We start from the raw sequence: 26290 nt of genomic DNA, 5'->3' as shown, positions 1-26290 counted from the left end.
GTTTTTAGACTACATGTTCGTGGTTCGAGGATGCGAGCAAAGCTTTTGCATTGCCGCAAAACATTTGTTCGATGTATTTGCGATCTAAGGCAATATTTAGGCACGCCTGCTTGAATGCCTTAAGTGCTTCGTACATGTAGAGCGTGTATTTTGCCTCGATTTCAGGTGATTCCCTTTGTTGGTTAAAATAGAACGGATAGTTGGTATGATTCTGATAGGTTTTTCCTTGCCACCGACGACGGCCTCGCATATAGAAGATCGGATTGTCCGTTCCATAAATGATTTGCTCGGGGCCGATTGTTTCTAAAGCAAAATGCAGGACTTCGGGATTCAATACCGCAGACGTATCAAAAAACAGTCCTGGATCATCGGCGAGCAGTGGTAGTGCCTCTTTGGCATGGGGAAGCGTATAGCTTCTGCCCAAATGAGCAATCACTAACTTTACGTTTGAATACCGCTCACGAATGGCTCTTACTTCAGCGAGGTTCTGAGGATCACCCAAGCGAGTTGACCTTGGTACATGGAGCGTAACCCAAGCATGACGTGAATTGAGAACTTCGAGTTGGTGATGAGGTAAGAAATCGAAGATGCTGGCTTCCAAATGCTCATCGCGACTGCTCGGTGTGTAACTTATTAGCGCATAGTACGGCTTTACCCCAGCAACGCCAGGCCGATCGAGTTCCTCTTCGAGCTTTTCAGCAGACCATTGCGGGCGAACAAGCGCCAAGCAATTCCAGCCTCGGGATCGTACTTCTTCCGAAAGTCGTTTGTTGCCCGCCTCGATGTCAAAGTCCAGGCTAGGCATGCCAAAAGCTAGACAAGAGAAATCTCGATTTGGAAAGACCGTCCTATAACAATGTTGTGCAACTTGGGCTCCGATGGGCTCAAACAGTTCATTTACCCAATACTGCTTACGCATTTCATCAGTCATCGGGTGGAGTCGATATTCCGGCTCATGAATGTGCGTGTGGGCATCGAATATTGTTTGCGGCACCCAGTCTTCAAGATGCTCTTGCCAGAATGAGCGATCCGTATCTGTATATTCCCAAACATGATGAAGCGGTGTGGACGGCATAATGGTGGAATCTCTAATTCTCGGAGAATGGCTGCAAATATCGGGTGAGTACTTCTCGGTAAATCTCCTGATCCTCGTTCGGTTCTATCCTCGTTGAGGCTGGGGGATACTGGCGGGCGACGCTTTGAAGGTCCCGATCTAACGGATTCGCTAGAACTCGGGCTAAAACTGTTGCCCCCATTGCACTTACAAATGGTTCGCCAATACATTCAACGGGTTTTCCTGAAGTATTTGCGATGATTTGTGGCGTGACATTACTTGCTGCCCCTTCGCCACAGAGAAAAAGTTCACTAACAGGAATATTGCACCGTTCGAAGATTTGCAGGTGTCGCGTTAATTCACAAACCAGTCCCTCCAAGACGGCGCGGAGAACGTGATTGAAAGAATGGTTTAATTTGATGCTCGTGAGGCGAGATTCAACGGAACTCTGCTCAGCAGCGTAAGGTGAAAAGAGTGGCCAAAAAACGAGCCCTTCGCACCCAGCTGCCACTTTCTTAATACTTTGGTCGATCTGCGCACGGGACCATTTAAGAGAATCCTTTAACCTGATGGTCCATTCCAAAGCGGAACCGCCAGTACCCATTGAAAGCATTTGGCCGAAGAGTCCCTCTACCAGATGTTGACATACAAATGCACCGCTAGTCACAGGCTTCTCCAGCGAAGAGGTGTTCGCTAGTATTACCCACGCCGTACCTGTCCCCACGCAGATGGAGCCTGCTTCGACAGCTCCGGCTCCTAATGCAGTTGCATATTGGTCATGAACAGCGGCTGACACAGGAATACCAGCTGGCAAACCCAACTGATTTGAAGCCTCTGCTGTTAAGATGCCTGCTGGCTTATCGGCGGTAATTAGATCGGGCAGTTGCTGTTCACTCACTTCTAATCGCTCCAATAGCTCGGGATCAGCTTTTCCGAGGCAAGGATTGTAGAGCAGAGCAATTGCCAAAGAGGTAGCGTCATGGGCTCGTCGACCGCATAGTCGGCCAACGATAATGTCGCCGACAAAGGCTACTTGTCGATCTCTAGCTACTGCACTTGGATCGTTCTGACGTAGCCGTAAGATTTGGCCGACCGCAAGGCCGCTTGCTCCATGTCCTACATGCGTAGAAAAAAAATCATTACCGAGTTCTTTAGTGAGCTCCTCATCAAATGGCTGGCCTCGTCCATCTAACCAACTCACTACTCTACCGATGGGCCGTTGCCGTTCATCTAGAAGTTGTAATGCACTGCCTTGACTTGAAACTCCTATCGCACGGATTCGATTTGCATCGATCCCAGCGATTGCTTCGATTATCGAATCGCACGTTGCCTGCCAGATTTGTTCGATATCTTGCTCCACTCCGCCATCAGGAGTTTCGACTCGATTGACTGAAGAAGAAGCACGACCAACGACACTGCCCTCTTCATCAACAATGAGGACTTTGACATTCGTAGTTCCCAGGTCAAGACCTAAATACATGGAGATATCCGAATCTTATGCCGCACCGCCAAATAGGAAGTTTAAAGTATTTCCATTGGAGACTTTTTGTCGCAATTCCGCAGGCAATGCACTCAGTGCAGCCACTTCGTCTTCATACCGACCTTTAAGGGCAAACTCTTGAAAGACGTCATCGCCTTGTTGCCGCCTGCAAAAATAAGTGTAAGCAGGAGAATCCGTACCCCAAAGAATCATGTCGGGATAAATCTCACATAGGGTTCTCATCACATCACAATGGTTTGAGTAATCGGAAACCACTAGAGAATCTCTTGAAATCATTCCGTCAGCTATACATTGGACGACTAAATCGACTTGAATCTTGATGGCCGCTGTATCAACCCACACATTGGCTGCCTCATTTGCCGCGTCAAGCATTTCTCGATTAAAGATCAAGCAGTGTGCCAGGCAAAAACGAATTCTAGGTCGACTCGCTGCAATCTGCAGCAGATCTGAAGCTTGGGAATATTCATCGTTCGGCAACGTCGTCGCATGGAACAAGATAGGAATATCACGCTGCTGGGCAAAGTCGAGCAACGGCTCTCCGTCTTTCAATAATTCCGAGGCGTGCGACAAACAACCTACAGGATGAATCTTGATGCCGTAGATAGGATACTGTTCTTCGAGTTCGTTGAGTGAAGTGAGCTGTTCAGCAACGTATCTTCCAGGATCGACGGAAATAAAAGGCAGAAAACGCTCAGAATGTTCAGGGCAATAATCAAACACTTCTCGCATCAGCATGCGATTTTCGATCACGTAAGGAGGCGAAGAAAGGGGTTCCTTTGAAAGCACTTTTTTACCCTGTCTCAGCTTTGCTAGATCGAAACTGAGATCTGGCAACAAGGGAAACACCACGTTGACGTCCACTTGACCAACAAGTTGTCGGTAGTAGAGGCTCTCTGCCGTTTGAGCGTAGGGATATTCTTCGCTGAGAAACCCACCGATACCCACTCCAACATGGGAATGGACATCAATGACCTTGTTGTGAAGATCCGTACGGCTTAGATGTTTAGTACGCATGGAACTCATCCCAGCCTGTCGGTCGAGGAAAAAATCATATCTCGATCTCTATACGCCTTTCACTCGTCTCGGTGCTACAGTCTGCAGCCACGGATCCTGAAAGCACCAGTTCGCTATCGATCATCTGCAAAATGCTAGCCGGTACGAGGGGAGTCACAGGGCCGAAGGCAGCGAGCCGCGTAATAAACCGTTGCCACACCGACTCACCAGCGCCAAAGCCATTCCAAAAACTGACGAGTTTTGAATTCTTTAGGTCGCGAGGCCCAATTGTGGCCGCTTTAGGTGGAACCCAGGACCAATCTCCGGCGCTTCCAGCGTCGGCGTAAAGGCAGTTTTGGCATACTGTGATCGGGTGTAAGTCTACGATGCGCGATCCCTGGTCAAGGTAACCGTCAATATCACCGACAAATTCGCGCCCCAGATGGGGCTCAAAGAAAGCAATGTGCCCACACCAACCGATTCCTCCATAACAGACGTCGGCTCCCCCCATATCCTCTAGCATTGTGCTATAGTCATTGACATTAGAAGTATTGGGGAAGTGAATTTGGTCTTCAGGCATCCGCAGATCTGGACGAATGCGATCGAATAGATCGTGATACATCCAGTATTGAAAGCCACCTTTCCAGTCCTTTGGGGCCGTCCTGCCTTCCTCATCAGCGTATTCATCCATATTAAATGTGTGAACATGATGGCAAGGGATGTTCAGATCGTTGAGCATCTTGGCGACAAATGCATAGTTCGGATTTGGCGCCGGCAAGATTAAAACATATTTCTTGCGCCCTTCGTCCAGGGCACGCTTGATTCCTGCCACAATGTTCATCACATAGCTGAAATGAAACGCAGTCTCGTGCTCTATCACTCGGATTTTGAGTTTATCCGCAGAGGAGTTTGTTATTTCTTGACGAGTGATCTGACGAACTCGACGACATACATCCTTATCTCGAAACTCCAGATATTGTGATAACTCATAATCAAAGTGATTATCCATGCCTAGTGCTCCCAATTTATTGTCTGATGGCTAATTGAATCCCAGTTCTTGCTCAGTCTCACCGATGGCCTCATCGATGATATCCAGCCCTTTGAGGAGGGCGGCATCGTCCATTACTATTGGTGGGCTCATACGAAGAATATGTCCAGCCGGAATCCACGCGAGGCCCTTGCGAAAGGCTTTTTGGTAGACGAGAGCTCCAGCCTCATTAAAGGGCTCTTTTGACTCCTTGTCCTTCACAAGTTCGATGCCCATCAGGCATCCCTTAGCTCTCACATCGCCAACAATCGCATGTTCGGCTTTCATCTTTTCCATGCGGTTTAGGGCAAGCTCTCCCAAATAGGTGGCTCGCTCCAGTAGATTCTCTTCTTCGATGACTTCGGTGCTGGCGAGTGCCGCCGCACAGGCCATCGGGTTTCCTCCGTAGCTGCTTGAAGCGGAAATCGCCTCAAAGGACTCTTTATAAGGTTCTCGAACTGCCACGCAGGTCACTGGGAATCCATTGCCGAATCCCTTGCCGATCGAAACGATGTCTGGCACCACATCCCAATGTTCCATGCAAAGCCATTTCCCAGTGCGCCCCCAGCTGGTGAGCACTTCATCGGCCATCAGCAGAATACCACGCTCGTCACAGTAAGTGCGTAGTTTGGGAAAGAAATCATCGGGCGGCATGATCGAGCCACCCCAGCCTTGAATCGGTTCCAGCACGAACCCTGCTACCGCGCCGACGGTCCCCTTATCGATATACTCGTCATAGAACTCAATATATTTGTCGGTGTCGATCAATCCATCGTCATTCAGCCACATAGGACGGTAAGCATCGGGTCTGGGGACCATATGCATTCCTGGTGCCCGTACCGGTCCATATACTGAGGACCTTATGTGGCCCAATGAGACTCCTCCATAAGTTTTTCCATGATAGTCGTAAAAACAGGAGAGCATCTCGTGTTTGCCGGTGGCTGCCCGGAGAACGCGCTGGCCAGCTTCAACCGCTGTTGTACCAGAATCGTAGAACTGAAAACCGTTGAGATCGCCTGGTAGAACTTCGGCGAGTTTTTCGACTAAGCGTGTCTTGATCTCTGTCGTAAAGTCATGGCAGTTCATCAGGGTGGCTGAAGCCTTCTGGATCGCCTCGGTGATCTTTGGATGGCAGTGCCCTAGAGTTGTGACATAGATACCGGAGGAGAAATCGATGTACCGATTTCCATCAGCGTCCGTTAGCTCACACCCTTGGCCCGATTCGAATGCGACGGGAAACAACTTGACCTGTCCGCTAAGCCCCTTGAAGTATTTCGTACATCGCTCATGCAGGGCTTGGGACTTCGGTCCCGGGGGCGCAACTACCACGTGTGGAGTTTCACTGGGGTCGATAGCTGCCCACTCGGACTTGTAGGTACTAGGATAGATCGTACTTGTTGACGACATCGTTAACCCTTACTGAATCTTTGACTACTTCGCACAACGCCGCTTGAAATGCCTGGGGATTGGGCACTTGAATCGCGTTGCGACCAAAAACTACCCCACCCGCGCCAGCTTGAACTTCTGCTTCCGCCAGTTCCAATGCCTCTCGTTGCGTAGGCAACTTTTCTGCTCCCAATCCAAATACAGGGACAGGGCAACTAGAGGTCACTTCCTGAAAACGACACGTATTAAAAGTCTTGATCGCATCAGCTCCCAGTTCTGCAACTATCCGGCTCCCCACCAAAACGTCGGAGTGCAATTGATCGGGCGTCATCTCCACGTGCCCCGTAGGAAAGTACTCGCCGACCACTGGAATGCCAAGTCGATGGCAATCGTTGGTCAGCTTGGAAAATACTTCCACATTGGCGGCGTCTCGTTCTTCACAACCCGTTTGCAATGTCAAGGAGACCAGTGCGATGTCCATCCCTTCGCGCAATGCATCCTCGGGTGAAAACATAAGCACGCTTTTTGCCTCTCGATAACCGAATCTAAAGCAATATACCGTGTTCCAGTTCAAGCGAACCATTGCCAAGGGACGCTTTGGATGAGAAAACACTCCACTACAACGACGCATCATGCCTGGGGCCAACAAAACTGCGTCCACAACTGAGTTGATTTTCCTCTCAATTGTCGTGAGGTCTTCGAGTCCGGAGATGGGACCGTCGAATAAGCCATGGTCAAAAGCAATGATGACTGCGCGTCCTTCGCCGACGAGTCGTTGCAATCTTATTTCACGTCCGTCCATTATAGAGCACTACCCTCGATTGAATTATTCATTTAAGCACGTTTCACTTTGACGCGTCGGTCTGTTAGTTGCCTCACCAATGAGGCATTAGCACCTTTATCTGTGATCAGCATATCGATCTCATCGATCTTCAAGCAACGAACTGCTCCAGTACGCCCTAGCTTTGAACTGTCGCAAATGACAATCGTTTGCTTGGAGCAGGCGCCCATTCGTTCAGCAATGCGAGCTGTTTCAACATCGCTGGCAAAACTACCTCGTTCGGGATCGACTCCGTCGCTTCCCAGGAAGGCGACATCAGCTGTTAATCGCTCCAGCATAATTTCCGTGAGAGGCCCAGCTAAATCTGGATTCCCTCCTCGAACCTGTCCTCCCAGCAATTGCAAGCGAATGTTTCCTCTCGCCCAAAGCTCACTCGCGATAACCAAACTGGCCGTGATCACTGTCATCTCGACATCAGATTGGGCGAGCGATTTTGCCAATTCAAGTGTTGTCGTACCTGTATCCAGAAAAAGCGTTTGCCTTGCCTTCACCTGGGAGGCAGCTGTCCGAGCGATACGCTTTTTCTGTGCCAAGTGCGTCCGATGTGAAACATCGAACTCAAATTCAAACGTAATACGTTGAGCCGCCAGCGCACCTCCGTAATACGGCAAGGCAATCCCTTCATTTTGCAACTGCTTCAAGTCCCGGCGAATCGTCATTTCGCTAACTTGAAAGCGATTTGCCAATTCGGATGTCGAGACGTTTTCTTGGGCCTTCAGCAGATTTGCCAACTGATTGCGACGCTTGCTCCCTTGGGCGGAACTCCTAGGCATGGCTCATCCCTACAGTTCTTTAGTATTAGATTGTGAGCGATACAAACATTATGTCAAGTAGTCAATAAGGGTTTTTTGAAGTATCCATCTCTAGCAGCGACTTAAGAAAACTGAGTAATCCCAGGAATTGCCACTGGAGCTACCGACACATCTCCCCACTGATAGTCCTCAGGCCCCAAGCGTTCGGTGCTTTGCATCAACTGATCCCAGGTGATTTCTTGGCCCGTATAGGTGCAATTCCGGCCCAAGATTCCCATCAAAGTGCTGTTGCACATGTGATGTCCATCGTTGATGGGGTCACTATTGCGAATGCTATTGAAAAGCTCCTCGTGTTCAACGCGGTACATACTTGGCTTGGGGCCGCGATACTTCCAGGTTTCTTTTCCTCGAATCTGATTCCTAAGAATCAAGGCTTGTCCCTCAGAACCTAGCACGAGTTCATCAACTCGTGGTGTCGTATTGTCTTGTTGACGACACGTAAAGAAAACTTTGACGTCGTTAGGAAACTCAAAAAAGACCGTATGATGATCGTATATGTTACCGTACTTTTTCTCGACTCGCTGTTGGCGGCCCCCTGTCCCAAAGGCCCGCAAGGGATGGGCATCTCCAAGCAGCCAGGCCGATTTGTCAAGGCTGTGAACTGCTTGTTCCACAATGTGGTCTCCCGACAGCCAAGCGAAGTGGTACCAGTTGCGAATCTGGTTCTCCATCTGACTCAAATCGGGATTATTGCCTCGGTGAGCAATTTGAAATCCGTTGTAGGTCGATTCAATTGAGATGATGTCACCGATGGAGTCATTGGCAATTTTATCCATGGTGGCTTGAACACCCTTGTCATAGCGCCAACACAATCCAGAAACAACAGAAAGGCTCTTTTCTTTGGCCGATTTGCAGGCCTGCTCTACTCTCAGAACTCCTGGAACATCGACCGCTACTGGTTTTTCCACAAAGCAATGCTTTCCTTTCTCAATTGCATATTCCAGATGCTGGGGACGGAAATGTGGTGAAGTGGCTAACAGCACCACATCGACACCGCTGTCAATGACTTGCTTATAGGCATCAAAACCAACAAACTGGTGATCCTCATTTACAGCAACACGGCCTGATACTTCCTCGTCCTCCAAAAGGCTAGAAAGGCATCCTTGAATACGATCGATAAATGTGTCGCCAAGTGCGGTAATTTCTGCACGTGGATCTGCGTGAAGAGCATCAATGGCAGCCCCGGTCCCTCGGCCTCCGCAGCCAATAAGCCCAACTTTCAGCTTGTCGTCGCCAGCCGTATGTGCGTGGCCAGGGGAAGCCATAGTTCCTATGGCAGCCGTAGCAGCCACCGAAGATTTGAGAAACTCGCGACGTGAGCTTGCCGCACTAGTTTCTCCTGAAGGGCGTATTTCGCACCTCCCAGCTCGATCATCAGGCAGAGTGTACTTATTCATGATGCTTCCTTTTGAAGTGGTTGTATCACTGGAATCAAAGTGCGTTCCCTACTGGGAAGCTAACATTTTTCTTCGGTGGCAGATAGAAAATAGCGAAGAATCCTCCCTACAAGCCAAGGAATAGCTCTTGCTTTTCCGTTTGAATACACCATAATCGAACATAATAACACAAGTGACTAGCCCCTGCAAATGCTAACAATTGAGAATCCCCGTAAGCATGGAATGATGGCATGATTCATGGAGCAACCTGCTCGAAACTTGGTCGAAACCGATGGCCGACGTTATTGATGGCTACCGGTTTCCTGTCGGTGTTGAGTTTTGAACAGCAATCGATCTATGCGGAGGAAGGCACTAGTACTTCTCGAAATTCAGGCAGCATACAGAATGCATTTGGCTCGCGTGCGTTTATCGATGGAAAAGGAGAGAGTTGGATTGGCCTAGAAGAGAAGGATTTTGTCAACGTAAATTGCTCTCCGGACACCTGGGCATGGGATGGAAATCTGGTGCATTGCACGGGAGATCCAATTGGAATCCTTCGATCGGCAACGAAGTACACGAATTTTGAGTTGGTGTTGGAATGGTGCCACCTGAAATCAGCAGGCAACTCTGGCGTGTTCATTTGGATTCCCGCAGAGTCCATCGTAGATCTAGAACCTAATCAACTACCAGCGGGGATAGAGATTCAAATCCTAGATCATGGCTACAAAGTTAACTACGAAAAAGCCCACAACACAAAAGTCGATTGGTTCTCGACGCATGGCGATGTATTTCCTGTCGGAACTGCTGCCATGAAGCCATTTCCACCGGTCTCTCCGAATGGTGTGCGCAGCTTCCCTTCCAAGAACCTATCCCACGGACATGGCACTTGGAATAACTACTACATTCGCTGTATCAATGGAGAAATACGATTATGGGTGAACGGCGAAGAAGTCTCCGGGGGAAATGATTGTGTCCCGCGAAGTGGCTATATTGCACTGGAATCGGAAGGTTCACCCATCGATTTTAGAAACATTCGCATTCGTGAACTTCCTTAGCATCAACTCATTTGCCAAAATTGGGTGCCAGACCTCGAATTGCTCTCATGCGACGGAATAAGAAGCGATGTCAGATTTGGTAGAAGTATTGATTATTGGAGTGGGATCCATTGGCGAACGCCATCTTCGTTGCTTTCAGGCAAGCAATCGAGCCCGCCTTTCAATTTGTGAAACCAATAGTGACTTAAGAGAACGCATCGCTCAGCAGTATGGTATTCATCAAAGTTATTCCACCTTAGATGAAGCACTAACAAATCCCCCAGAAGCTGCAGTTATTGCTACCCCCGCTCAACTACATATCCCGATAGCCCATCGCCTGGCAGAGTTGGGTGTTCACCAGTTAATTGAAAAACCGCTGAGTGCGAATTTGGAAGGTGTGGCCGAGTTATGCAAAGTAATAGAACAGAAGCAAATCATTGCCTCCGTGGCTTATGTTTATCGTGCACATCCAGCGATGCAGGCTATGAAGGAAGCTATTGCAAGTGATCGTTTTGGCAAACCTTTGCAGCTAATCGCAGTGAGCGGAGCACATTTTCCTACCTACCGTCCGGCTTACAGGCAAACCTACTATACGAATCACGCCACCGGTGGCGGAGCCATTCAAGATGCTATGACTCACGTCTTCAACGCAGGTGAATGGCTTGTCGGTCCTATCGAGCGACTAGTCGCTGATGCGGCTCATCAAAAACTTGAAGGAGTAGAAGTCGAGGATACAGTCCAGGTACTAGCACGCCATGGGGAAGTTCTTGCCAACTACTGCTTAAATCAACATCAAGCACCCACTGAGAACACAATAACCGTTGTTTGCCAGAACGGTACGGCACGATTCGAAATGCACAATAATCGCTGGAGTTGGATGGTTGAACCAGGGGGTGTTTGGCAGGACATTCCCAGCGATGTCCCAGAACGAGACACCTTGTTTATCAATCAAGCAAATAAGTTTCTCGATGCCGTAGCCGAACATGCCACGCCTGCATGTACTATACAAGAAGGTATGCATACTTTGCATTGCAACTTAGCGGCACTCGAATCTCTAACTCACAGAAACTGGCAGACTGTTCCCGTTGAATAGCGAAATTCAATACTTGGAAAATACGATGAAAAGTACTCGCAAAGTCGAGGTCGATCCGACTGTTCAACAGTTATTTGATTTGACAGGTAAAACTGCTTTGATAACCGGTGGAACTGGCTTTCTAGGTAGATCTCTCGCGAGTGCTTTGGCTGAAGCAGGAGCAAGGGTCATAGTCTGCTCTACCTCACAGGAGCGTGCAGAGTCCCTTGCGCATCAACTGACGGACCCTAACTCGATCGGACATCTCGGACTTGCGTTGAATCATATGAACGAAGCAGGTATCGATCAGGCCATTAATTCACTACAAGATAAGGTGTCTCACATCGACATTCTGGTCAACAATGGCCATGAAGCAAATCCCAAGGACTGGACCACAGTCAATGGAGAGGAGTTTACCCGCCAGCTGGCCAACGCAACTGGTTACTTTTTATTGGCACGCAGGATCCGCAATCTTGCTGTAGAAGCCAATAAATCGGCCAGTATCTTATTGCTTGGTTCTATGTATGGACTTGTTGCTTCCTACCCCGATTGTTACGACGAGATTTGCCCGGCCAGTCCTCCCGGATACCATGCACTCAAGGGGGGAATTATCCATCTCACACGCCACTTAGCTGTGTACTGGGCTCAGGATCAGGTTCGCGTCAACTGCATAAGCCCAGGGCCGTTTCCTTCAGACTTAGCGCCGGAGAAGCTGAAAGCGAGGCTGGTAGAACGCGTTCCTCTTAAGAGAATCGGTCAACCTAGCGAATTGAAAGGGGCGGTCGTCTATCTTGCAAGTGATGCAAGCAGCTATGTTACTGGGCACAACTTAGTGGTCGATGGAGGCTGGACTGCTTGGTAGCCAAAATCGATCACGATTCAACAATTGCAGAATCAAATAATCTGTTTTCCGAGATTGCACACTTTCAATAGACGTTAGTTTTAACTTCGAATAAGCTCAGGGAACTTTTTGCATGAGATCAAGCACGATCAAAGCCAAGCTGGCTCGAGATGAGTCCGTTTTAATTACTCAATTTCATCTGAACGACCCATCCGTCTATGAAATGGCCAGTGATATGGGCTTTGACGGCCTGTGGATGGATCTGGAACACCATGGTCACTCGCTCGAAACGGCAAGTCATTTAATACTTGCTTCAAGGGTGGGCGATTCCGACGTAATCGCTCGTCCTGCCAAGGGTGAGTTCATGAGGATGTCGCGACTACTTGAAGCGGGTGCTCAAGGAATTATGTACCCACGCTGTTCCAACGCAGAAGAAGCAGCTGAAGTCGTTCGATGGGCAAAATTTGCTCCTCTAGGAACAAGGGGGTTTGATGGAGCTGGACCTGACGCTTCTTACGCAAAACATCCGATGAAGGAGTATATTCAGCATGCCAACAACGAAACACTTATTATCATCCAATTGGAAGACCAACTGGCTTTACAAGAAGCGCCTAAGATCGCTGCCGTGGAAGGGATCGATGCCTTGATGCTGGGACCTGCTGATTATTCCATTCTTGAAAATATTCCCGGTGAATTTACCCATCCCAAAATCCTGAACGCAATGCAGCAAGTAAGTGAAGCAGCCCGAAGTGCTGGAAAGCAATGGGGAATGCCCGTTTTCAGCGATGAGCATTTTCATCAATTGAATAACCTGGGTTGCCGTCTCTATTTCAGCGGCGCAGATATTATTGTTCTTCGCAACGGCCTCTCCTTGCTGCTCGATCGATTTGCCAAGCTGGGCGTGAAGAGTGGAGCCCCGAAAAGCTCCTCTGATTAGCGGATGCTGTTTGGAAGTGGAAGAAATACTTGACGGAAACCACATAGTCGGTACCATAAAAGATAATAGTATAATCGTACGTTGTCTCAATCTCAGTTATCCATTGGCTGCTCGGTCTCCAGAAGGAATGGGAAAGGCTTGAATCGCCTCAAAGTACCTGGTTTTCCTTACTCTTTCGGTTGGCTTCATCCTGCATTTACAGCTACGTCTCCCACATTCACAGCAGAGAATCGTCATGCAAGTTTTTAAATCAGGAATTATTGGCATATTGCTAGGCTTGGCTCTCGTAGAGACCTCAATCTCGAAAGAAGGTGCTTATGCCGATATCCCCTCCGCTGCTCCTGAACCTTCAAAAACGGTGAAGGCAGGTCCCGTTTCCTTCGAAGAAGAGCGGCTTCTCCATAACTACACTTATGCCTATGGGATAGCAGCAGCTGATTTTAACGGCGATGGATCTCTAGATCTTACCAGCGCAGACGCCGAACCCAATTGCAACCTTTACTTACTACTAAACGATGGCAGCGGTGGCTTCAAGCATTCGTTCATCCAGAAATACGCTCTCGACGAAGATCAGCCAACACGTATGGAGCGGCACGCTATCGGAGACATTAATAGAGATGGCCTACTGGATATCGTCATTGTAGACAACATGAACTGGGATATCCGTTGGTTTGAGAACCCAGGCAATGAGAAAATAGCGTGGCCGTGGAAACTACACCGAGTTTCGGCTCGTATGGAAGTACCTGGTTCCTACGATGTAGCTCTGGCCGACATCGACGAGGATGGCGACCTTGACGTGGCGGCATCTAGTTGGCGTTTCGGCAATCGATTTGATTGGTTTGAGAATGTTGGCGCTGCAGGAACAGGAGCCGAATGGAAGCGCCACAAGGTCGATTTAGATATTCGCGAAACCCGAACGATTGATGTGGCCGATTTCAACCGAGATGGTATGCCGGACCTGCTCGGAAGTGCGCGAGTAGGAAATAAGATTCTCTGGTACGAGAACTCAGGTCAGCCAAAAGAAGAAATGTGGAAGAAACACATCATCGATGACAAGACGGTCGCGCCAGCACATGGGCAACCTGTTGATCTTGATGGCGATGGAGATCTCGATGTAGTCATGGCCTTTGGCATCGCTGCCGCAGTGGGCAATCAATCACCGGAGTCACATCAAGTCTCCTGGTACGAAAATGTTGGTACGCCGGGTTTGGGAACTGATTGGAAGAAACACACCATTGCTCCATCATTTCCTCAAGGGTTTGAAGCCGTCGCAGGAGATCTGGATAATGACGGCGATATCGATGTTGTTGCCACAGGTTGGAGTGCGGAGGGCAGACTGGCATGGTTTGAGAACACCGGAGATCCAAGAGGTGAATGGAATATGCATGTCATCAAGCCTCTGTGGCCCATGGCGAATACAGTTATTATTGCGGATCTCGATAATGATGGGCTCCTCGACATCGCTGGCAGCGCGGAGCATGGTGCCAATGAAATCAGGTGGTGGCGAAACCTAGGGGCTACGAAAGAGTAACTCCCGAATTCACGACCAATAACAAGGATCCGCATGATGCAGGCGCTGGCCTTCGTTTGCTCAGAATTGGCAGCTTTTAACCCTTAACTGTCTCACTCATCAAACCATGATATCCTGCCCTGCTCTACAAACACGTACCTCCATTTATCTTAGAGACCTCTGTGTCCTACTATTAGCATTCAGACTAACCACTAGTCTAGGTTACGGCCAAAGCCACAGCAGACATTTGAATACGGAAGCGGGTGATCCGGTTGCAGCCACTGAAGCCTTAAAAGGCTTCGACGTCCCAGAAGGATTTGAAGTCTCTTTGTTTGCATCCGAGCCTCATGTTCAACAGCCAATCTCTATTACCACAGACGAACGGGGAAGACTCTGGATCGCAGAAAACTATACATATGCCGAGGCGGAGACAAACTTTGATGAGCAAGAGTATGATCGGATCGTCATCTTGGAAGACACTGACAATGATGGCAAATTTGATCAGAGAAAGGTGTATTGGGATGGCGCCCAAAAACTTACGAGTGTCGAAGTAGGACACGGTGGAGTTTGGGCCCTCTGTGCACCCAATCTATTGTTTATTCCGGATCGAGATAAGGACGACGTTCCCGATGGCGATCCGCAGGTTGTCTTAGATGGTTGGGATGAGAATGTCGTTCGACATAATATTGTGAACGGTCTCAAGTGGGGCCCAGATGGTTGGCTTTATGGACGGCATGGCATACTAGCAACGTCTCTAGTCGGAAAACCTGGTGACACACCTTCCCAACGCAAACAGATCAACTGTGGAATTTGGCGTTATCACCCTACAAGTGATCAATTTGAGATCGTAGCCCATGGAACAACGAATCCCTGGGGATTCGACTACGATGACCATGGACAAATGTTCTTTATCAATACAGTGATTGGCCATCTTTGGCATGTCGTACCAGGGGCGCACTATCGGCGCATGTTTGGGGGTGATCTGAATCCCTATACCTATGAGTTGATTGAACAATGTGCCGACCACTTTCATTGGGATACTGGCGAAACTTGGAACGAGGTTCAAAAAGGCATCAGCTATACAACTCTAGAAGCGGGAGGAGGCCATGCTCATAGTGGATTGATGATCTACTTAGGGGACAACTGGCCAGAATCGTATCGCAATTCGATTTACACACTCAATTTCCATGGTCGGCGCATGAATCACGACTTCTTGGAAAGGAAGGGCGCAGGGTACGTTGGCCATCATGGCGAAGACCTCTTTCTTGCCAAAGACCCTTGGTTCCGAGGAATTGACTTAATCTATGGTCCCGACGGGGGCGTCTTTGTAACAGACTGGTCAGATTCCGGTGAATGTCATGATCAGGATGGAATTCACAGGACTTCCGGGCGAATTTACAAAGTCACCTATGGAAAGCCGGATCCACCTGCTTTTAAGAATCTGGCAGAACTAACTGATCTTGAGCTTGTGGAGCTACAGCTCCACAAAAACGATTGGTATGTCCGGCAATCTCGGCGCCTTTTACACGAACGCGCCGCATCAGGAAAAGACATGTCGTTGGCGGTGGAGGCACTTAAAAAGCAGTTTGTTGAAGAGAGCGACGACACTCGCCAGTTAAGAGCACTTTGGTGCTTGAATCTTATTGATGAATCCAACCAGGACTTTTTGCGGGAGCAATTCACCCATCCCAGTGAGCATGTACGGCTCTGGGCTGTTCGCTTTTTATGTGAGCCACCTAATGTTGATGCCGAAACTCTCGATCAGCTTGTCAAAATGGCCAAAGCAGAAGAGTCTGGACTAGTAAGGTTGTTCTTGGCTTCAACAATGCAACGTTTGCCGGCCGAACTCAGATGGCCGATGGCAGAAGCACTCGTTACGCACGGAGAGGATTCCGATGACTCTACCTTGCCACTAATGATCTGGTATGGTGTTGAAGGAGCCGTTCCCGCTAATCCGGAAAGGGCCGTTCGGCTAGCCGAAATTAGCCGCATCCCACTTGTGCGTCGTTTGATTGCAAGACGAATCACGAGCGATTTGGACTCGTGCACCGCGGCAGTCAATCAATTGCTACAGCTAACAACTTCCCGAGACGACACTGAATTCCAATTAGATCTACTGAAAGGGATGAATCAGGCTTTACAAGGGAGAAGACAGGCCCCCATGCCGGAGTCTTGGCAAGAGACTTCCCAACGCCTGTCCGCCGAGTCGGCAGATTCCGTCCTGGATGAAGTGAGAAAATTGGGAGTTGTGTTTGGAGATGGACTGGCCATTTCAGAGTTACGGGAAATTGCACTCAACAAAGAAGCAGATGTTGAATCGAGACGCAGTGCGCTTCGAACCTTGGTGGCAGAAGGTGGCGAGGAGGTGCTCGCCGTCCTGAAACTACTACTCAGTGATTTCGCACTATCCAATGAAGCAGTGCGAGGGTTCGCCTCCTACAATGACCCGGAAATCCCAACACTCGTCTTGGGGCGATATGAATGGCTGGACCCCGAGGGGAAGGCGTTGGCTATCGACACATTGACTTCGCGCCCAGCCTATGCCCAGACACTCCTCAGTGCTGTAACATCCGGATCCTTAGACCGGGAAGTCATTAGTGCGTATCATGCGAGACAACTGCGAAGCTTTGAGGATGAGTCGATCAACACTGAACTGGAAACTATCTGGGGTTCATTACGAGAGACGTCCGCAGAAAAAAAGCAACAAATTGAAAAACTAAAGTCTGTCCTCACACCCGAAAGGATGGTTCAAAGCGATCCCTCACAAGGTCGACAGATATTCTCAAAGACCTGCAGCGCCTGCCACATCTTATACGGCCAGGGAAGATCGGTTGGCCCAGATCTGACCGGCTCAAACAGGAATAACTTAAGCTACCTATTGGAGAATATTGTCGACCCCGGTGCTTCTGTGAGCAAGGATTACAAAGTATCCGTGATTGTTCTGGATGACGGCAGAATCGTAAACGGAGTTGTCGTTTTGCAAACCCCTCATACGATTACGGTCAGAACTCAAAACGAAGAGCTTGTCTTGGACCGAGAAGAAATTGAAGAAATCCTAGAGCGAGATGCTTCACTCATGCCAGATGGTGTTCTTACTCAATTGGATGAGGAGCAGATTTGCAATTTGTTCGCTTACTTAATGAGTCGTTCCCAAATTGCATTACCCGACGACAATAATCTTGGCCAGTAGGTGGACGAATTATGTCTTTTAGTGTTTTAGCCCCTCTTGCCCGCATTTTTGCAGGGTTTCACATAGGTGTTCTATTTGCTCTGACACTGATAACGCTTTTAACTCAGGCACGGGCTGAGTCTTCCACTGGTCCTGAAGCTGAATTCATCGAGCGGGCACTGCATCCATTCTGGCGAGAAGACCTCCAGAGAGAATCTCTGTTCTTCATTCAGCCCGATTCTGCGGATCAGCCTGGTGCCGCACTACTTTTTCGACCCACTGAAATCATTTCGATTGAAAATGCCACACGCGATACGGCCTTCGACCCTGACACAGATTACGAATTTGACAAGGCCACAAATTCCTTTCGATTACCTGCTGGTTCGAAAATACCCTATCGAACCGTAGATCAAATGTATCCTCTAATGACTTCCGACGCTCCTAAGTACCGTCGTCTGCAAGGCGATACAACCCGTGGTGTGTTTTTTGACAATGAATCTGGCTACCATCAACTGCAAGTCGAAGTTCTATATCGATGTAACCCTGGACAGTGGAAGGGGCCGACTCCAGATTACGCAGGAAATATCTTGCGGAACACCCTTAAGAAGCTGAAAAACAAGCAGCCCATCCAACTAGAACTTTGCGGCGACAGTATCTCTGCAGGATACAACGCTTCAAAGTTCACTAAGACGAGCCCGGGTTGTCCGGCTTATGGAGAATTGGTTGCGCTCGCGCTCGCCAAGCATTTCGGCAGCTCTGTAGAGTTTACCAACCTTGCAGTCAATGGATGGAATTCGAGTCAAGGACTTGAGTTTCTAGAAAACAACCCGGCGCAAGGCGAAAATGCTGATTTGGTCATCATTGCTTTTGGAATGAACGATGTCCTTAACCAAGATGCCAAAGCGTTCAAGAACAATATCCAAGGCATTATGGATATATATCGTACACGAACAAGCGATGTGGAATTCATCCTGGTATCAACCATGCTTGGGAATGTCGAATGGGGCATGCCTATGGAACAGTTTTCGCTTTATCGTGAAGCACTTCGCGAATTAACAGGAGAAGGAGTTGTCCTGGTAGATATTACAGCATTCTGGGAAGAGTTACTAAAACACAAGAGTTTCTATGATCTTACAGGAAACGGACTAAATCATCCCAATGACTATGGTCACCTGATCTACGCACAAGCTGTGCTCTCTCTATTGGTTGACTCCAGAGATTAGATGTGGAAATCGCCCGATTTCAGAGAGACATTACGGGGTAATATAATACCAGGAAATTGCTTGACTTGCCGAAAACTAAGCATTAAGATAATATCATTATAGTACAATCTTCCGTGGGGTTCGTATGCTATTCGAAAAAGGGAAGTCTATGAAACTCATCCGCAAGACTAATCAGTTTCGAGCGTTTACGTTGGTTGAACTCTTAGTGGTGATTGCCATCATTGGCGTACTCGTTGCGCTATTGCTGCCAGCAATCCAGGCGGCGCGAGAATCGGCACGACGTTCTACATGCCTCAACCATGTAAAGCAGATGGGCCTGGGGCTTCAGAACTATGTGTCGACAAACCAAGTGTTTCCTCCTGGGACCTGGGATCCTCCAGAATTGGAGATCGCCTTTCCGTTCTCAGGCTATCCATGGGCGACATTGATTTTGCCGTACTTGGAGCAGAGCAATCTCTATACTCTAGTTGACGTGTCAGAGCCTGGCTATTCTTGGCCAACTCTACGAGGCCCCCCCGATCATATTTTTGCCCTTAAGCAAGAGCTGCAGATATACCGCTGCCCTTCCTCGGGTCATTCCTCAATTTATAACTATGCCCCAGGGAGCGGGTATGACTCTAATGAAATTGGCATTCTGGAATATGTTGGCATAGCTGGCTCTGATCGTATTGGTTTCCCGTCGGGAGAAGGAATACTCTACCAAGATAGCAAGACAGGATTCAATGATATCGAGGACGGTAGCTCGCACACATTGATAGTTGGAGAATATTCGGATTTGGCGCCCGGGCAGCAATTTGATGACGGGGGTTTACAGGACAACGATACCGTTTGGAATATGGGGCACTTCTTTAAAGAAAAGATTCATAATGGTAGCGATACCGCGACCTACTCCGTGCGAACGGTCGCCCATCTGCCAAACACTGCTTGGTATTGGCCCTGTGTAGGATGTAGACCGCCTCTGGGAAATACGACGACGCGGGCTGCCTTGAAAAGTGCCCACCCAGGAGGAGTTCATGTGACAATGGCTGACGGCAGTGCGCATTTTATCTCTGAAACGATCGATCTCACCATTTTCCAAAACATGGCAGATCGTGCTGATGGCGGCTTTGCTACTGATGGTCTCTAAACTCCCTTTCAAGGAACGAACTGAAAAGTGCAGAAAACGCCAATCAATTCTTGCATCAACTTTGCTATCGTTTTTCTCTGTGTTGCGGGTTGTGGAAAGTCAAAAGAGTCGGAAGCTACCTCCGTTGTCACGGGCAATGTGAGCTATCAGGGGCAACCTCTATCAAAGGGAAGCGTTCTGTATCAGCATTCTTCTGGTAAAACGGCCGTTTCAGATATTAAAGAGGACGGAAACTATCGACTTGACGCAACGCCAGGCAGCCACAAAGTGGCAATAATTTCACGCGAACCAGACAAAGAAAATCCTGAGGGAAGGCCTCGTATTATCCCTGGTAAAGATTTAATACCTGCAGCTTACGGAGAGTTCCGTACGAGTGGTCTTACCGCTACCGTTGATACAGGTGAGGACCAGATCAATTTTGAACTCAGAGATAGTTCCACTAAGTAAAGGCAATTAGAACTTATTGAATACGTGAGTATTTAGTCATTCGAAAAAGAGTTGAAATAGAGCAAGAAGCGAATTGAACATGCCAGGAAAGGCAATCCATGTCTTCTAATCAAACATCCCGAATTGGAGTGAAATCTATGAGCAATTATCGTACGTTTTATTCATTTCTGAAACTTATGGCTGTTTTCACGGCCTGTATTTCTGTTTGCCCTCAAGAAGCACTTGCTCAAACGGGGTCTCTCGCAGCGAGTGCTTCCCCCCGTGTTGCTGGCAATTCTTCAAGGCAGCCCACCCGCGAATCGGAAACAAAGTCTGGAATTACCGTTCTAGGATCCGCCCCCACGACGGTCGAAGAAGCCACCTTGTTCTCCATGGACAATATTTCGATTCCATTTACTACCAACCTCGTTTTGTCGATGGAGCCAGTTGATAAACATCAAGACAACCCACTGCTTCGTCGCGGAGAATCTGGCGATCCCGATGAATGGGGGGTGCAGTGCTATGGATCTGTGATCTACCACGAAGGAAAATACAAACTTTGGTATCTTGCCCTGAATGAAGAAGATATGCGCAATATGCCCAACGACGTCCACTACAAGGGTGGTCAATTGGCTTATGCGGAGAGTGAAGACGGCATCGATTGGGAGAAGCCAAACTTGGGGCTCGTCGAATGGAATGGCAACAAGAATAACAATCTGCTTCTTATGGATCCTTCCACGGCCCATGGCCTTGATTGTCGTGTAATCTATGAACCTGACGACCCAGATCCTGCCAGACGGTTCAAAATGGTATTTCATATGGGAGCACGATTCGACGGGCGACCAGCGGGAGCGCCCATTCCATTCTTTAGTGCTGATGGCCTACGTTGGAAGATCGCCATAGATGCCAAACTTGAGAACTACACCGTTGCCAGTGATGAAACCGCAATTCCACCCGAGCATTTTGAGATGGGAGGCCTCTATAAATGGAATGGAATGTATCATCTCATGGGACAGCAAGTCACTCCATTCATGTGGCTCCCAGATGGCACTGATTGCGGACGCGTTTTAACAATATTTCGTTCTCCAGATTTTGTGAATTGGTCTCGAACAAAAACGTTATCGTTTGTTCGAGATGGCACACGGGGCGAGTACAGATCCAGATTGGGCAACGAAGGAGCACAAGTTCATCAAAGCTCAACCTGGGATCGGGGCAATGTCCTTGTCTCTACCTATGGTCTCTGGAATGGAGGTGTGGGGTGGGAGAACGTTACCATCGATTTGGGGCTCTTGCTGAGCAATGACGGTCTCTATTTCCGCGAACCTATTCCCGATCACATTTTCATTGAGCGAGGTGAAGATGGAGAGTGGGATCAGGGGGGGCTTTTGATGTCGCAAGCCTTCGAGAATATCGGTGAGAAAACTTTCATCTACTACGGCCATTGGGACCCTCGAACCGGCCAAGACTACAAACCTCGAGGGGGTCTAGGGCTTGTAACACTGGACAGAGATCGATTTTCATCGCTTTCTGTGATGAATCCAGAGAAAGAAGCGGCGTTTATTACCTGCGCCCTCAAGGTTGATGAACCCTCCGACCTGTTTTTCAATGCCACGGGACTATCTGAAGATGCCTGGGTCAAAGTGGAGCTTCTCGATGAGTTGGAAAGGCCAATCCCTGCCTACTCCGGCGAGAACGCGGCGAGATTGGATTCCAACGGATTTCGCCAACATGTGTCGTGGCAGGGGAATGAAGGTATAGAAGGCTCTTCAAAACCAGTAAAAATCCAGGCCACGTACCAAGGCGAAGACAAAAAAGCTATCAAAATACATGCCCTGTATGTCTCAAAGCGAGATAACGCCAAATGAGAATTACCGATGTGCGAACGGTCCTCTTAACAGGGCCTTCAACAAACGACCCCTACCTGCGTGAAGCAGACGAAACTCGCAGCGCCGCATTTATCGAAATTCATTCCGACGCCAATGTTATTGGTCTAGGGGAAACTTATGCAGGCTATTTCTGTCCTGAAATGGTGCCGGTCATCGTCGATTTCTTTAAGCCCATTCTTGTAGACCAGGATGTCGAAGACATCCCGGAGTTGTGGGCCAGAATGTACCATTGCGGTAATTTCTGGTGTCGCGTGGGCTTAGGAGCGATCGTTCTAGCGGGGATCGAGGCAGCACTGTGGGATCTCAAGGGAAAGCTTCTCAACCTTCCGGTCCACCAACTCTTGGGCGCTGGTTGCTGCCACGAAAGATTGCCTTACTATGCCACAGGAGGCCCAAGCAACTACCCACTCGATAAGTTGGCTGCCAAGCTCGACCACTATCTGTCCCTCGGATTTTGCGGGATTAAGCTCGGCGCTGGATCCTTTCAGCCTCACACGGGACACGTTCATTCGAGCGAACCTGACGAAGCCGCCCACTTTGAATCCAACAAACTCGACTTTGTCCGCCGTCATGTGGGCGATGATGTAAGAATCATGCTCGACGGTCACATGAATGAGCATCCACAACCTTGGACTCTAGAAACTGCGAAAGCAGTCCTGTCTGCATGTGAACCTTACGATCTTTTCTTCTTCGAAGAACCTTTGCCTTATTCCGATCCCGAGGCTTACGGCGAGCTTTGTCGAAGCACCTCCATACAAATCGCCGGAGGGGAATGCCTGACCTCGCTGATCGAGTGGAGGCCCTACCTACACGCTGCTTCGTTTGACATCGGGCAACCCGATGCCTCTTTTACAGCGGGTTTGAGCGAGACAGCAAGGGTCGCCCAAGAATTGGAAAATCAAGGCCGCCACATGGCCACGCACTCCTGGGGGGCGGGGGGATCGCTCATGCAAAATGTGCATGTCGCTTTCAGTTGTCCGAACACGGCTATCGTGGAAGTCGCTGCCGATTACGGGCCCTTGCACAGCGAACTGATCAATGATTCGTTAAGTTCAGAAGGCGGATTCTTGTTACCTCCTGAAACACCTGGCCTGGGAGTTATCCTTACTGAAAACACTAAGCTACGATTCCCGTTCGTGCCCGGTAGTGGAGCGATCTCGAGCGTGCCCGGCAAGCTGCGTGAAGAAGACTTGAAGGTGCGGAGCTAAGGTATGCCTATAGTAGTAATCGACGCAAAAATCGATACTGAGGGACTGGAACGCCTCCGGGCTATCGGGGACGTTCAGGTTAAATGCATTTCTGAAGTATATGGAAACAATGAGGAGCAACGCGTACTTCCCGCTGAACTGATTTGCGATGCGGAGATTCTGCTTTGCACTTTTCCACCTACCAACTTTGATGAAATGCATGATCTGAAATTAATTCAGGTCACTTCTTCCGGTTACCAGCAACTGGAGGGTCTCAATCTTGTTGCAAAAGGCATTCGTGCTTGCAACGGGCTAGGAGAGTTCGACGTCCCAATTGCTGAGTGGACAATTTCTATGATTGTCAATCTGTGCCGTGATTTGCGAACAATGATTCGCAATCAAGAAGCTGGCCACTGGGATCGATCTGCGCGACATCAATCAGAAGTACGTGGCCGAACGCTGGGCATTTGGGGATACGGAGGTATAGGACGCGAAACTGCGCGTCTCGCAAAGTCGATGGGTCTGCAAGTTCACGTATTGACTCGTCGTGGTGTCCAACGGCGAGACGACATCTATCGAGTTCCTGGGACGGGCGACGTTGAAGGAACCCTACCAGACCGAGTTTTCCATCTGAAAGATAAAGACGAGTTTTTGTCCAATCTCGATTTTCTTGTCCTTTCCATGCCGCTCAACGATGCCAATCGAGGGATAGTTTCCCATCAAGAGCTGCGTCTGCTTCCCGAGCACGCTTATATACTGAACCCCGCCCGCGGCCCATTGGTCGATGAGGAAGCTCTGCTCAAGGCATTGCGCGAGAAATGGATCGCAGGCGCCGCCCTCGACGCACATTATCATTATCCCATGCCAGCGGACCATCCTCTCTGGCGTTTTCCTAATGTGATCATGACTCCTCATGTTTCTGGTTCAGGTTCAAGTACCCACTTTGCTTCGAGAGTGTGGGATATCTTTGTCCAGAACGTTGAAAAGTACCGTGAGGGAAAGCCACTATTAAATGAATTGTCTCCTTCGCAACTAAACTAGCAGGCGGATGTTGAGATTTGCTTACAAACTACCTCTAGAAGAAACTTTGGTTATGAATTATTCACTACTCCTTTGCTTGCCACTGGTATTCCTCTTTATCTCACCAGGAAATGCGGATCAGGCAAGCGACAAGAAGAAGGAATCCGACAATGTCTACGCGCCGTTAATTGATCAAGGTTTGGAGGTGGTTGAATTCGATGTAGATGTCGACGGCCGTCAGGTCCCTGCGGTCATTGCCTCTCCCTCGAAGGAGAAGATTCACTCCGACCCGTTATTGTTACTTACAATTGGTGGGGCTAATACTCATCTACTGCCGCCAAACGATCTTCCTGCAAAATACTTCTTGGAACGAGGGCATCGCGCTGTTAGCCTTAGTGTTCCTAGTGTCGCCTCATCTTTGGGAACCTTTGGGGAGATGGCTGCTGAGGGTCCTGACCCCACCTTGGAATTTATCGAAGAGGCCCAAGCAGTAATCGATTACTGCATTGTGCAAGGATGGGCTAAGCCGGATCGCATCGTTGTGACGGGTATTTCCCGCTACGCCTACATGGCCTTTAGGCTGATGGCTGCAGATGAAAGACTGAATATTGGCGGAGGTTTTGCTCCTGTTACCGATTGGCGAGATCTCAGTGAAATCGAACCGATGAAGGACAAGCCGGAAATTATAGACCTTCGACTCTCAAAGTTTGCGGACGATCTGTCTGGAAAGAAGATCTATATGGCTATCGGGAATCACGATGATCGGGTTGGTACTTTAAGTTGCTGCCAATTCTTCTTGGATCTTAATACTGCGAATGAGAAAAAGGGGTTAAGCCGTTCGCTGGTTGACTTTTTTGTGACTCCTGACCTTGGACATCGATGTGGCGATGAATGGTATGAACGGGGTATGGAGATTCTCTTAAATACCGCTCAACAACAGGACTAATTGGCAAGTCCATCTCTCAAGGTTATGTGGTGCGGTCTATGAAACAAGCTGCCATTGGAATTTACGTCCTGCTGCTTACCCAAATTTCCTCCAAACTCGCGACATGTGATGACTACCAATCGGTAGTGGAAGAAATGTCACCCATAGTCCGTGAATACTCGATTGTAGACTCCAAATCAAAGGTCCCTGTCACAATTTACCCTCCGCACCAAGGCTCTCAGCGGAGGCCTGCACTTCTTGTTTATCTCTATGGATCAGGCGGTTCGCATACTGTGTTTAATCTCCAGGCATCGTCCTGCGAGCGCCTTCGAAAGTTGTTGGCTGAGCGTAACTATTACGTCGTCGTTCCTAACTTGGGGCCAAGGCATTGGATGAATCGTGAGGCATCACAGACACTCGAAGTATTGATCGACCAATGGACTAAAGAGTGGAATATTGACGGCCGCCGTGTCAGCCTGATGGGAACGAGTATGGGGGCTGGCTCCGCACTGGCCTATGGCGCATCACATCCTAATTCATTGCGATCCATTTGTGCAGTGATGCCAATGACTGATTTTGCCAAGTGGGCCAGGGAAATGCCTGCGTATGGAGCCATAATGCAAGATGCCTACGGCGGCGAGTCTCCATCTAATGGAAAGACATTTCAAGCCAACTCGGCAATACTCCATGCCGACGCATTTGCCAGGACCCCACTGCTGCTCATTCACGGAACAGGCGATCAGATCGTACCCTTCGCCCACAGTAGGTCTTTGGAAGCGATCTTACATGCCAAGCAATATCCCTGCACATTGCACACTGTGGAAGGAATGGGGCACTCCGATGAGATTATGAAGAATCTACAAACGGAAACCGTGGATTTCTTTGACGCTGCGATGAGTGACAACGTTGCAATTCCAGAGAGGTAAGCCGACTGCCCTGCGGAC

The 26290-nt window shown here is 49.0% G+C and carries 22 protein-coding genes; 14 read left to right on the top strand and 8 right to left on the bottom strand.

What is annotated here, in order from left to right; genetic code table 11:
• Window positions 1-4 precede the first annotated feature (4 nt).
• The 8 genes from Pr1d_RS03400 to Pr1d_RS03365 all read right to left on the bottom strand — a co-directional run bounded on the left by Pr1d_RS03400 (window position 5) and on the right by Pr1d_RS03365 (window position 9011).
• Complete coding sequence (locus Pr1d_RS03400) at window positions 5-1075, bottom strand: amidohydrolase family protein (RefSeq protein ID WP_148072212.1); 1071 nt, start codon at window positions 1073-1075, stop codon at window positions 5-7.
• 13 nt (window positions 1076-1088) lie between these two features.
• On the bottom strand, window positions 1089-2534 hold the full coding sequence (locus Pr1d_RS03395) for a xylulokinase (RefSeq protein WP_148072211.1): 1446 nt from the start codon (window positions 2532-2534) through the stop codon (window positions 1089-1091).
• A gap of 15 nt (window positions 2535-2549) precedes the next feature.
• Window positions 2550-3569, bottom strand: a complete 1020-nt coding sequence (locus tag Pr1d_RS03390) for an amidohydrolase family protein (protein WP_168205032.1) — start codon at window positions 3567-3569, stop codon at window positions 2550-2552.
• A 34-nt stretch (window positions 3570-3603) separates the two neighbouring features.
• On the bottom strand, window positions 3604-4557 hold the full coding sequence (locus tag Pr1d_RS03385) for a sugar phosphate isomerase family (protein ID WP_210417872.1): 954 nt from the start codon (window positions 4555-4557) through the stop codon (window positions 3604-3606).
• A gap of 30 nt (window positions 4558-4587) precedes the next feature.
• On the bottom strand, window positions 4588-5982 hold the full coding sequence (locus Pr1d_RS03380; RefSeq protein ID WP_148072209.1) for an aspartate aminotransferase family protein: 1395 nt from the start codon (window positions 5980-5982) through the stop codon (window positions 4588-4590).
• A complete protein-coding gene (locus tag Pr1d_RS03375; protein ID WP_148072208.1) occupies window positions 5954-6763 on the bottom strand; it encodes a class I fructose-bisphosphate aldolase in 810 nt (269 codons plus the stop codon). Before Pr1d_RS03375 ends, Pr1d_RS03380 begins: the two co-directional genes overlap by 29 nt.
• Before the next feature lie 32 nt (window positions 6764-6795).
• A complete protein-coding gene (locus Pr1d_RS03370) occupies window positions 6796-7575 on the bottom strand; it encodes a DeoR/GlpR family DNA-binding transcription regulator (protein WP_148072207.1) in 780 nt (259 codons plus the stop codon).
• Window positions 7576-7676: 101 nt separating this feature from the next.
• A complete protein-coding gene (locus Pr1d_RS03365; protein WP_148072206.1) occupies window positions 7677-9011 on the bottom strand; it encodes a Gfo/Idh/MocA family protein in 1335 nt (444 codons plus the stop codon).
• A 230-nt stretch (window positions 9012-9241) separates the two neighbouring features.
• Between Pr1d_RS03365 and Pr1d_RS03360 the strand changes: the two genes are divergently transcribed.
• The 14 genes from Pr1d_RS03360 to Pr1d_RS03295 all read left to right on the top strand — a co-directional run bounded on the left by Pr1d_RS03360 (window position 9242) and on the right by Pr1d_RS03295 (window position 26272).
• Entirely contained in the window at window positions 9242-10045 is an 804-nt protein-coding gene (locus tag Pr1d_RS03360) for a 3-keto-disaccharide hydrolase (protein WP_238476626.1), read from the top strand.
• A gap of 67 nt (window positions 10046-10112) precedes the next feature.
• Window positions 10113-11117 (top strand): Gfo/Idh/MocA family protein, encoded by a 1005-nt coding sequence (locus Pr1d_RS03355; RefSeq protein WP_148072205.1) that lies wholly within the window; start codon window positions 10113-10115, stop codon window positions 11115-11117.
• A 25-nt stretch (window positions 11118-11142) separates the two neighbouring features.
• Window positions 11143-11958: an SDR family oxidoreductase gene (locus Pr1d_RS03350; protein WP_148072204.1), complete on the top strand. Its 816-nt coding sequence runs from the start codon at window positions 11143-11145 to the stop codon at window positions 11956-11958.
• Window positions 11959-12070: 112 nt separating this feature from the next.
• Window positions 12071-12874 carry an HpcH/HpaI aldolase family protein gene (locus Pr1d_RS03345; protein WP_148072203.1) on the top strand — a complete coding sequence of 268 codons (804 nt, stop codon included), beginning with the start codon at window positions 12071-12073 and terminating at the stop codon, window positions 12872-12874.
• 235 nt (window positions 12875-13109) lie between these two features.
• Complete coding sequence (locus tag Pr1d_RS03340) at window positions 13110-14405, top strand: FG-GAP repeat domain-containing protein (RefSeq protein ID WP_148072202.1); 1296 nt, start codon at window positions 13110-13112, stop codon at window positions 14403-14405.
• A gap of 226 nt (window positions 14406-14631) precedes the next feature.
• Complete coding sequence (locus Pr1d_RS03335) at window positions 14632-17574, top strand: PVC-type heme-binding CxxCH protein (RefSeq protein WP_168205031.1); 2943 nt, start codon at window positions 14632-14634, stop codon at window positions 17572-17574.
• 11 nt (window positions 17575-17585) lie between these two features.
• Window positions 17586-18776 (top strand): SGNH/GDSL hydrolase family protein, encoded by a 1191-nt coding sequence (locus tag Pr1d_RS03330; protein WP_210417871.1) that lies wholly within the window; start codon window positions 17586-17588, stop codon window positions 18774-18776.
• Window positions 18777-18924: 148 nt separating this feature from the next.
• Window positions 18925-19902, top strand: a complete 978-nt coding sequence (locus tag Pr1d_RS03325) for a DUF1559 domain-containing protein (protein WP_168205492.1) — start codon at window positions 18925-18927, stop codon at window positions 19900-19902.
• 27 nt (window positions 19903-19929) lie between these two features.
• Entirely contained in the window at window positions 19930-20349 is a 420-nt protein-coding gene (locus tag Pr1d_RS03320) for a hypothetical protein (protein ID WP_148072199.1), read from the top strand.
• A 137-nt stretch (window positions 20350-20486) separates the two neighbouring features.
• Window positions 20487-22193, top strand: coding sequence for a hypothetical protein (locus Pr1d_RS03315; protein ID WP_148072198.1), 1707 nt, complete (start codon window positions 20487-20489; stop codon window positions 22191-22193).
• Complete coding sequence (locus Pr1d_RS03310) at window positions 22190-23422, top strand: mandelate racemase/muconate lactonizing enzyme family protein (protein WP_148072197.1); 1233 nt, start codon at window positions 22190-22192, stop codon at window positions 23420-23422. The genes Pr1d_RS03315 and Pr1d_RS03310 overlap by 4 nt, the downstream gene beginning before the upstream one ends.
• A gap of 3 nt (window positions 23423-23425) precedes the next feature.
• Window positions 23426-24442 carry a D-2-hydroxyacid dehydrogenase gene (locus Pr1d_RS03305; RefSeq protein WP_148072196.1) on the top strand — a complete coding sequence of 339 codons (1017 nt, stop codon included), beginning with the start codon at window positions 23426-23428 and terminating at the stop codon, window positions 24440-24442.
• 52 nt (window positions 24443-24494) lie between these two features.
• The gene (locus tag Pr1d_RS03300; RefSeq protein WP_148072195.1) at window positions 24495-25367 is read left to right on the top strand and encodes an alpha/beta hydrolase family protein; all 873 of its coding nucleotides are present in this window, start codon (window positions 24495-24497) and stop codon (window positions 25365-25367) included.
• 38 nt (window positions 25368-25405) lie between these two features.
• Complete coding sequence (locus Pr1d_RS03295; protein WP_148072194.1) at window positions 25406-26272, top strand: alpha/beta hydrolase family protein; 867 nt, start codon at window positions 25406-25408, stop codon at window positions 26270-26272.
• Window positions 26273-26290: the final 18 nt, after the last annotated feature.

This window comes from Bythopirellula goksoeyrii, from assembly GCF_008065115.1.
Lineage (GTDB): Bacteria > Planctomycetota > Planctomycetia > Pirellulales > Lacipirellulaceae > Bythopirellula > Bythopirellula goksoeyrii.
Note: the sequence above shows the minus strand (reverse complement) of the source record. Positions and strands in the feature narration are given on the sequence as shown.

Coding starts and splice junctions, on each gene's coding strand:
- Pr1d_RS03400 (WP_148072212.1), bottom strand. CDS start 1,075: ATGCCGTCCACACCGCTTCATCATGTTTGGGAATATACAGATACGGAT.
- Pr1d_RS03395 (WP_148072211.1), bottom strand. CDS start 2,534: ATGTATTTAGGTCTTGACCTGGGAACTACGAATGTCAAAGTCCTCATT.
- Pr1d_RS03390 (WP_168205032.1), bottom strand. CDS start 3,569: ATGCGTACTAAACATCTAAGCCGTACGGATCTTCACAACAAGGTCATT.
- Pr1d_RS03385 (WP_210417872.1), bottom strand. CDS start 4,557: ATGGATAATCACTTTGATTATGAGTTATCACAATATCTGGAGTTTCGA.
- Pr1d_RS03380 (WP_148072209.1), bottom strand. CDS start 5,982: ATGTCGTCAACAAGTACGATCTATCCTAGTACCTACAAGTCCGAGTGG.
- Pr1d_RS03375 (WP_148072208.1), bottom strand. CDS start 6,763: ATGGACGGACGTGAAATAAGATTGCAACGACTCGTCGGCGAAGGACGC.
- Pr1d_RS03370 (WP_148072207.1), bottom strand. CDS start 7,575: ATGCCTAGGAGTTCCGCCCAAGGGAGCAAGCGTCGCAATCAGTTGGCA.
- Pr1d_RS03365 (WP_148072206.1), bottom strand. CDS start 9,011: ATGAATAAGTACACTCTGCCTGATGATCGAGCTGGGAGGTGCGAAATA.
- Pr1d_RS03360 (WP_238476626.1), top strand. CDS start 9,242: ATGATTCATGGAGCAACCTGCTCGAAACTTGGTCGAAACCGATGGCCG.
- Pr1d_RS03355 (WP_148072205.1), top strand. CDS start 10,113: ATGTCAGATTTGGTAGAAGTATTGATTATTGGAGTGGGATCCATTGGC.
- Pr1d_RS03350 (WP_148072204.1), top strand. CDS start 11,143: ATGAAAAGTACTCGCAAAGTCGAGGTCGATCCGACTGTTCAACAGTTA.
- Pr1d_RS03345 (WP_148072203.1), top strand. CDS start 12,071: ATGAGATCAAGCACGATCAAAGCCAAGCTGGCTCGAGATGAGTCCGTT.
- Pr1d_RS03340 (WP_148072202.1), top strand. CDS start 13,110: ATGCAAGTTTTTAAATCAGGAATTATTGGCATATTGCTAGGCTTGGCT.
- Pr1d_RS03330 (WP_210417871.1), top strand. CDS start 17,586: ATGTCTTTTAGTGTTTTAGCCCCTCTTGCCCGCATTTTTGCAGGGTTT.
- Pr1d_RS03325 (WP_168205492.1), top strand. CDS start 18,925: ATGAAACTCATCCGCAAGACTAATCAGTTTCGAGCGTTTACGTTGGTT.
- Pr1d_RS03315 (WP_148072198.1), top strand. CDS start 20,487: ATGAGCAATTATCGTACGTTTTATTCATTTCTGAAACTTATGGCTGTT.
- Pr1d_RS03310 (WP_148072197.1), top strand. CDS start 22,190: ATGAGAATTACCGATGTGCGAACGGTCCTCTTAACAGGGCCTTCAACA.
- Pr1d_RS03305 (WP_148072196.1), top strand. CDS start 23,426: ATGCCTATAGTAGTAATCGACGCAAAAATCGATACTGAGGGACTGGAA.
- Pr1d_RS03300 (WP_148072195.1), top strand. CDS start 24,495: ATGAATTATTCACTACTCCTTTGCTTGCCACTGGTATTCCTCTTTATC.
- Pr1d_RS03295 (WP_148072194.1), top strand. CDS start 25,406: ATGAAACAAGCTGCCATTGGAATTTACGTCCTGCTGCTTACCCAAATT.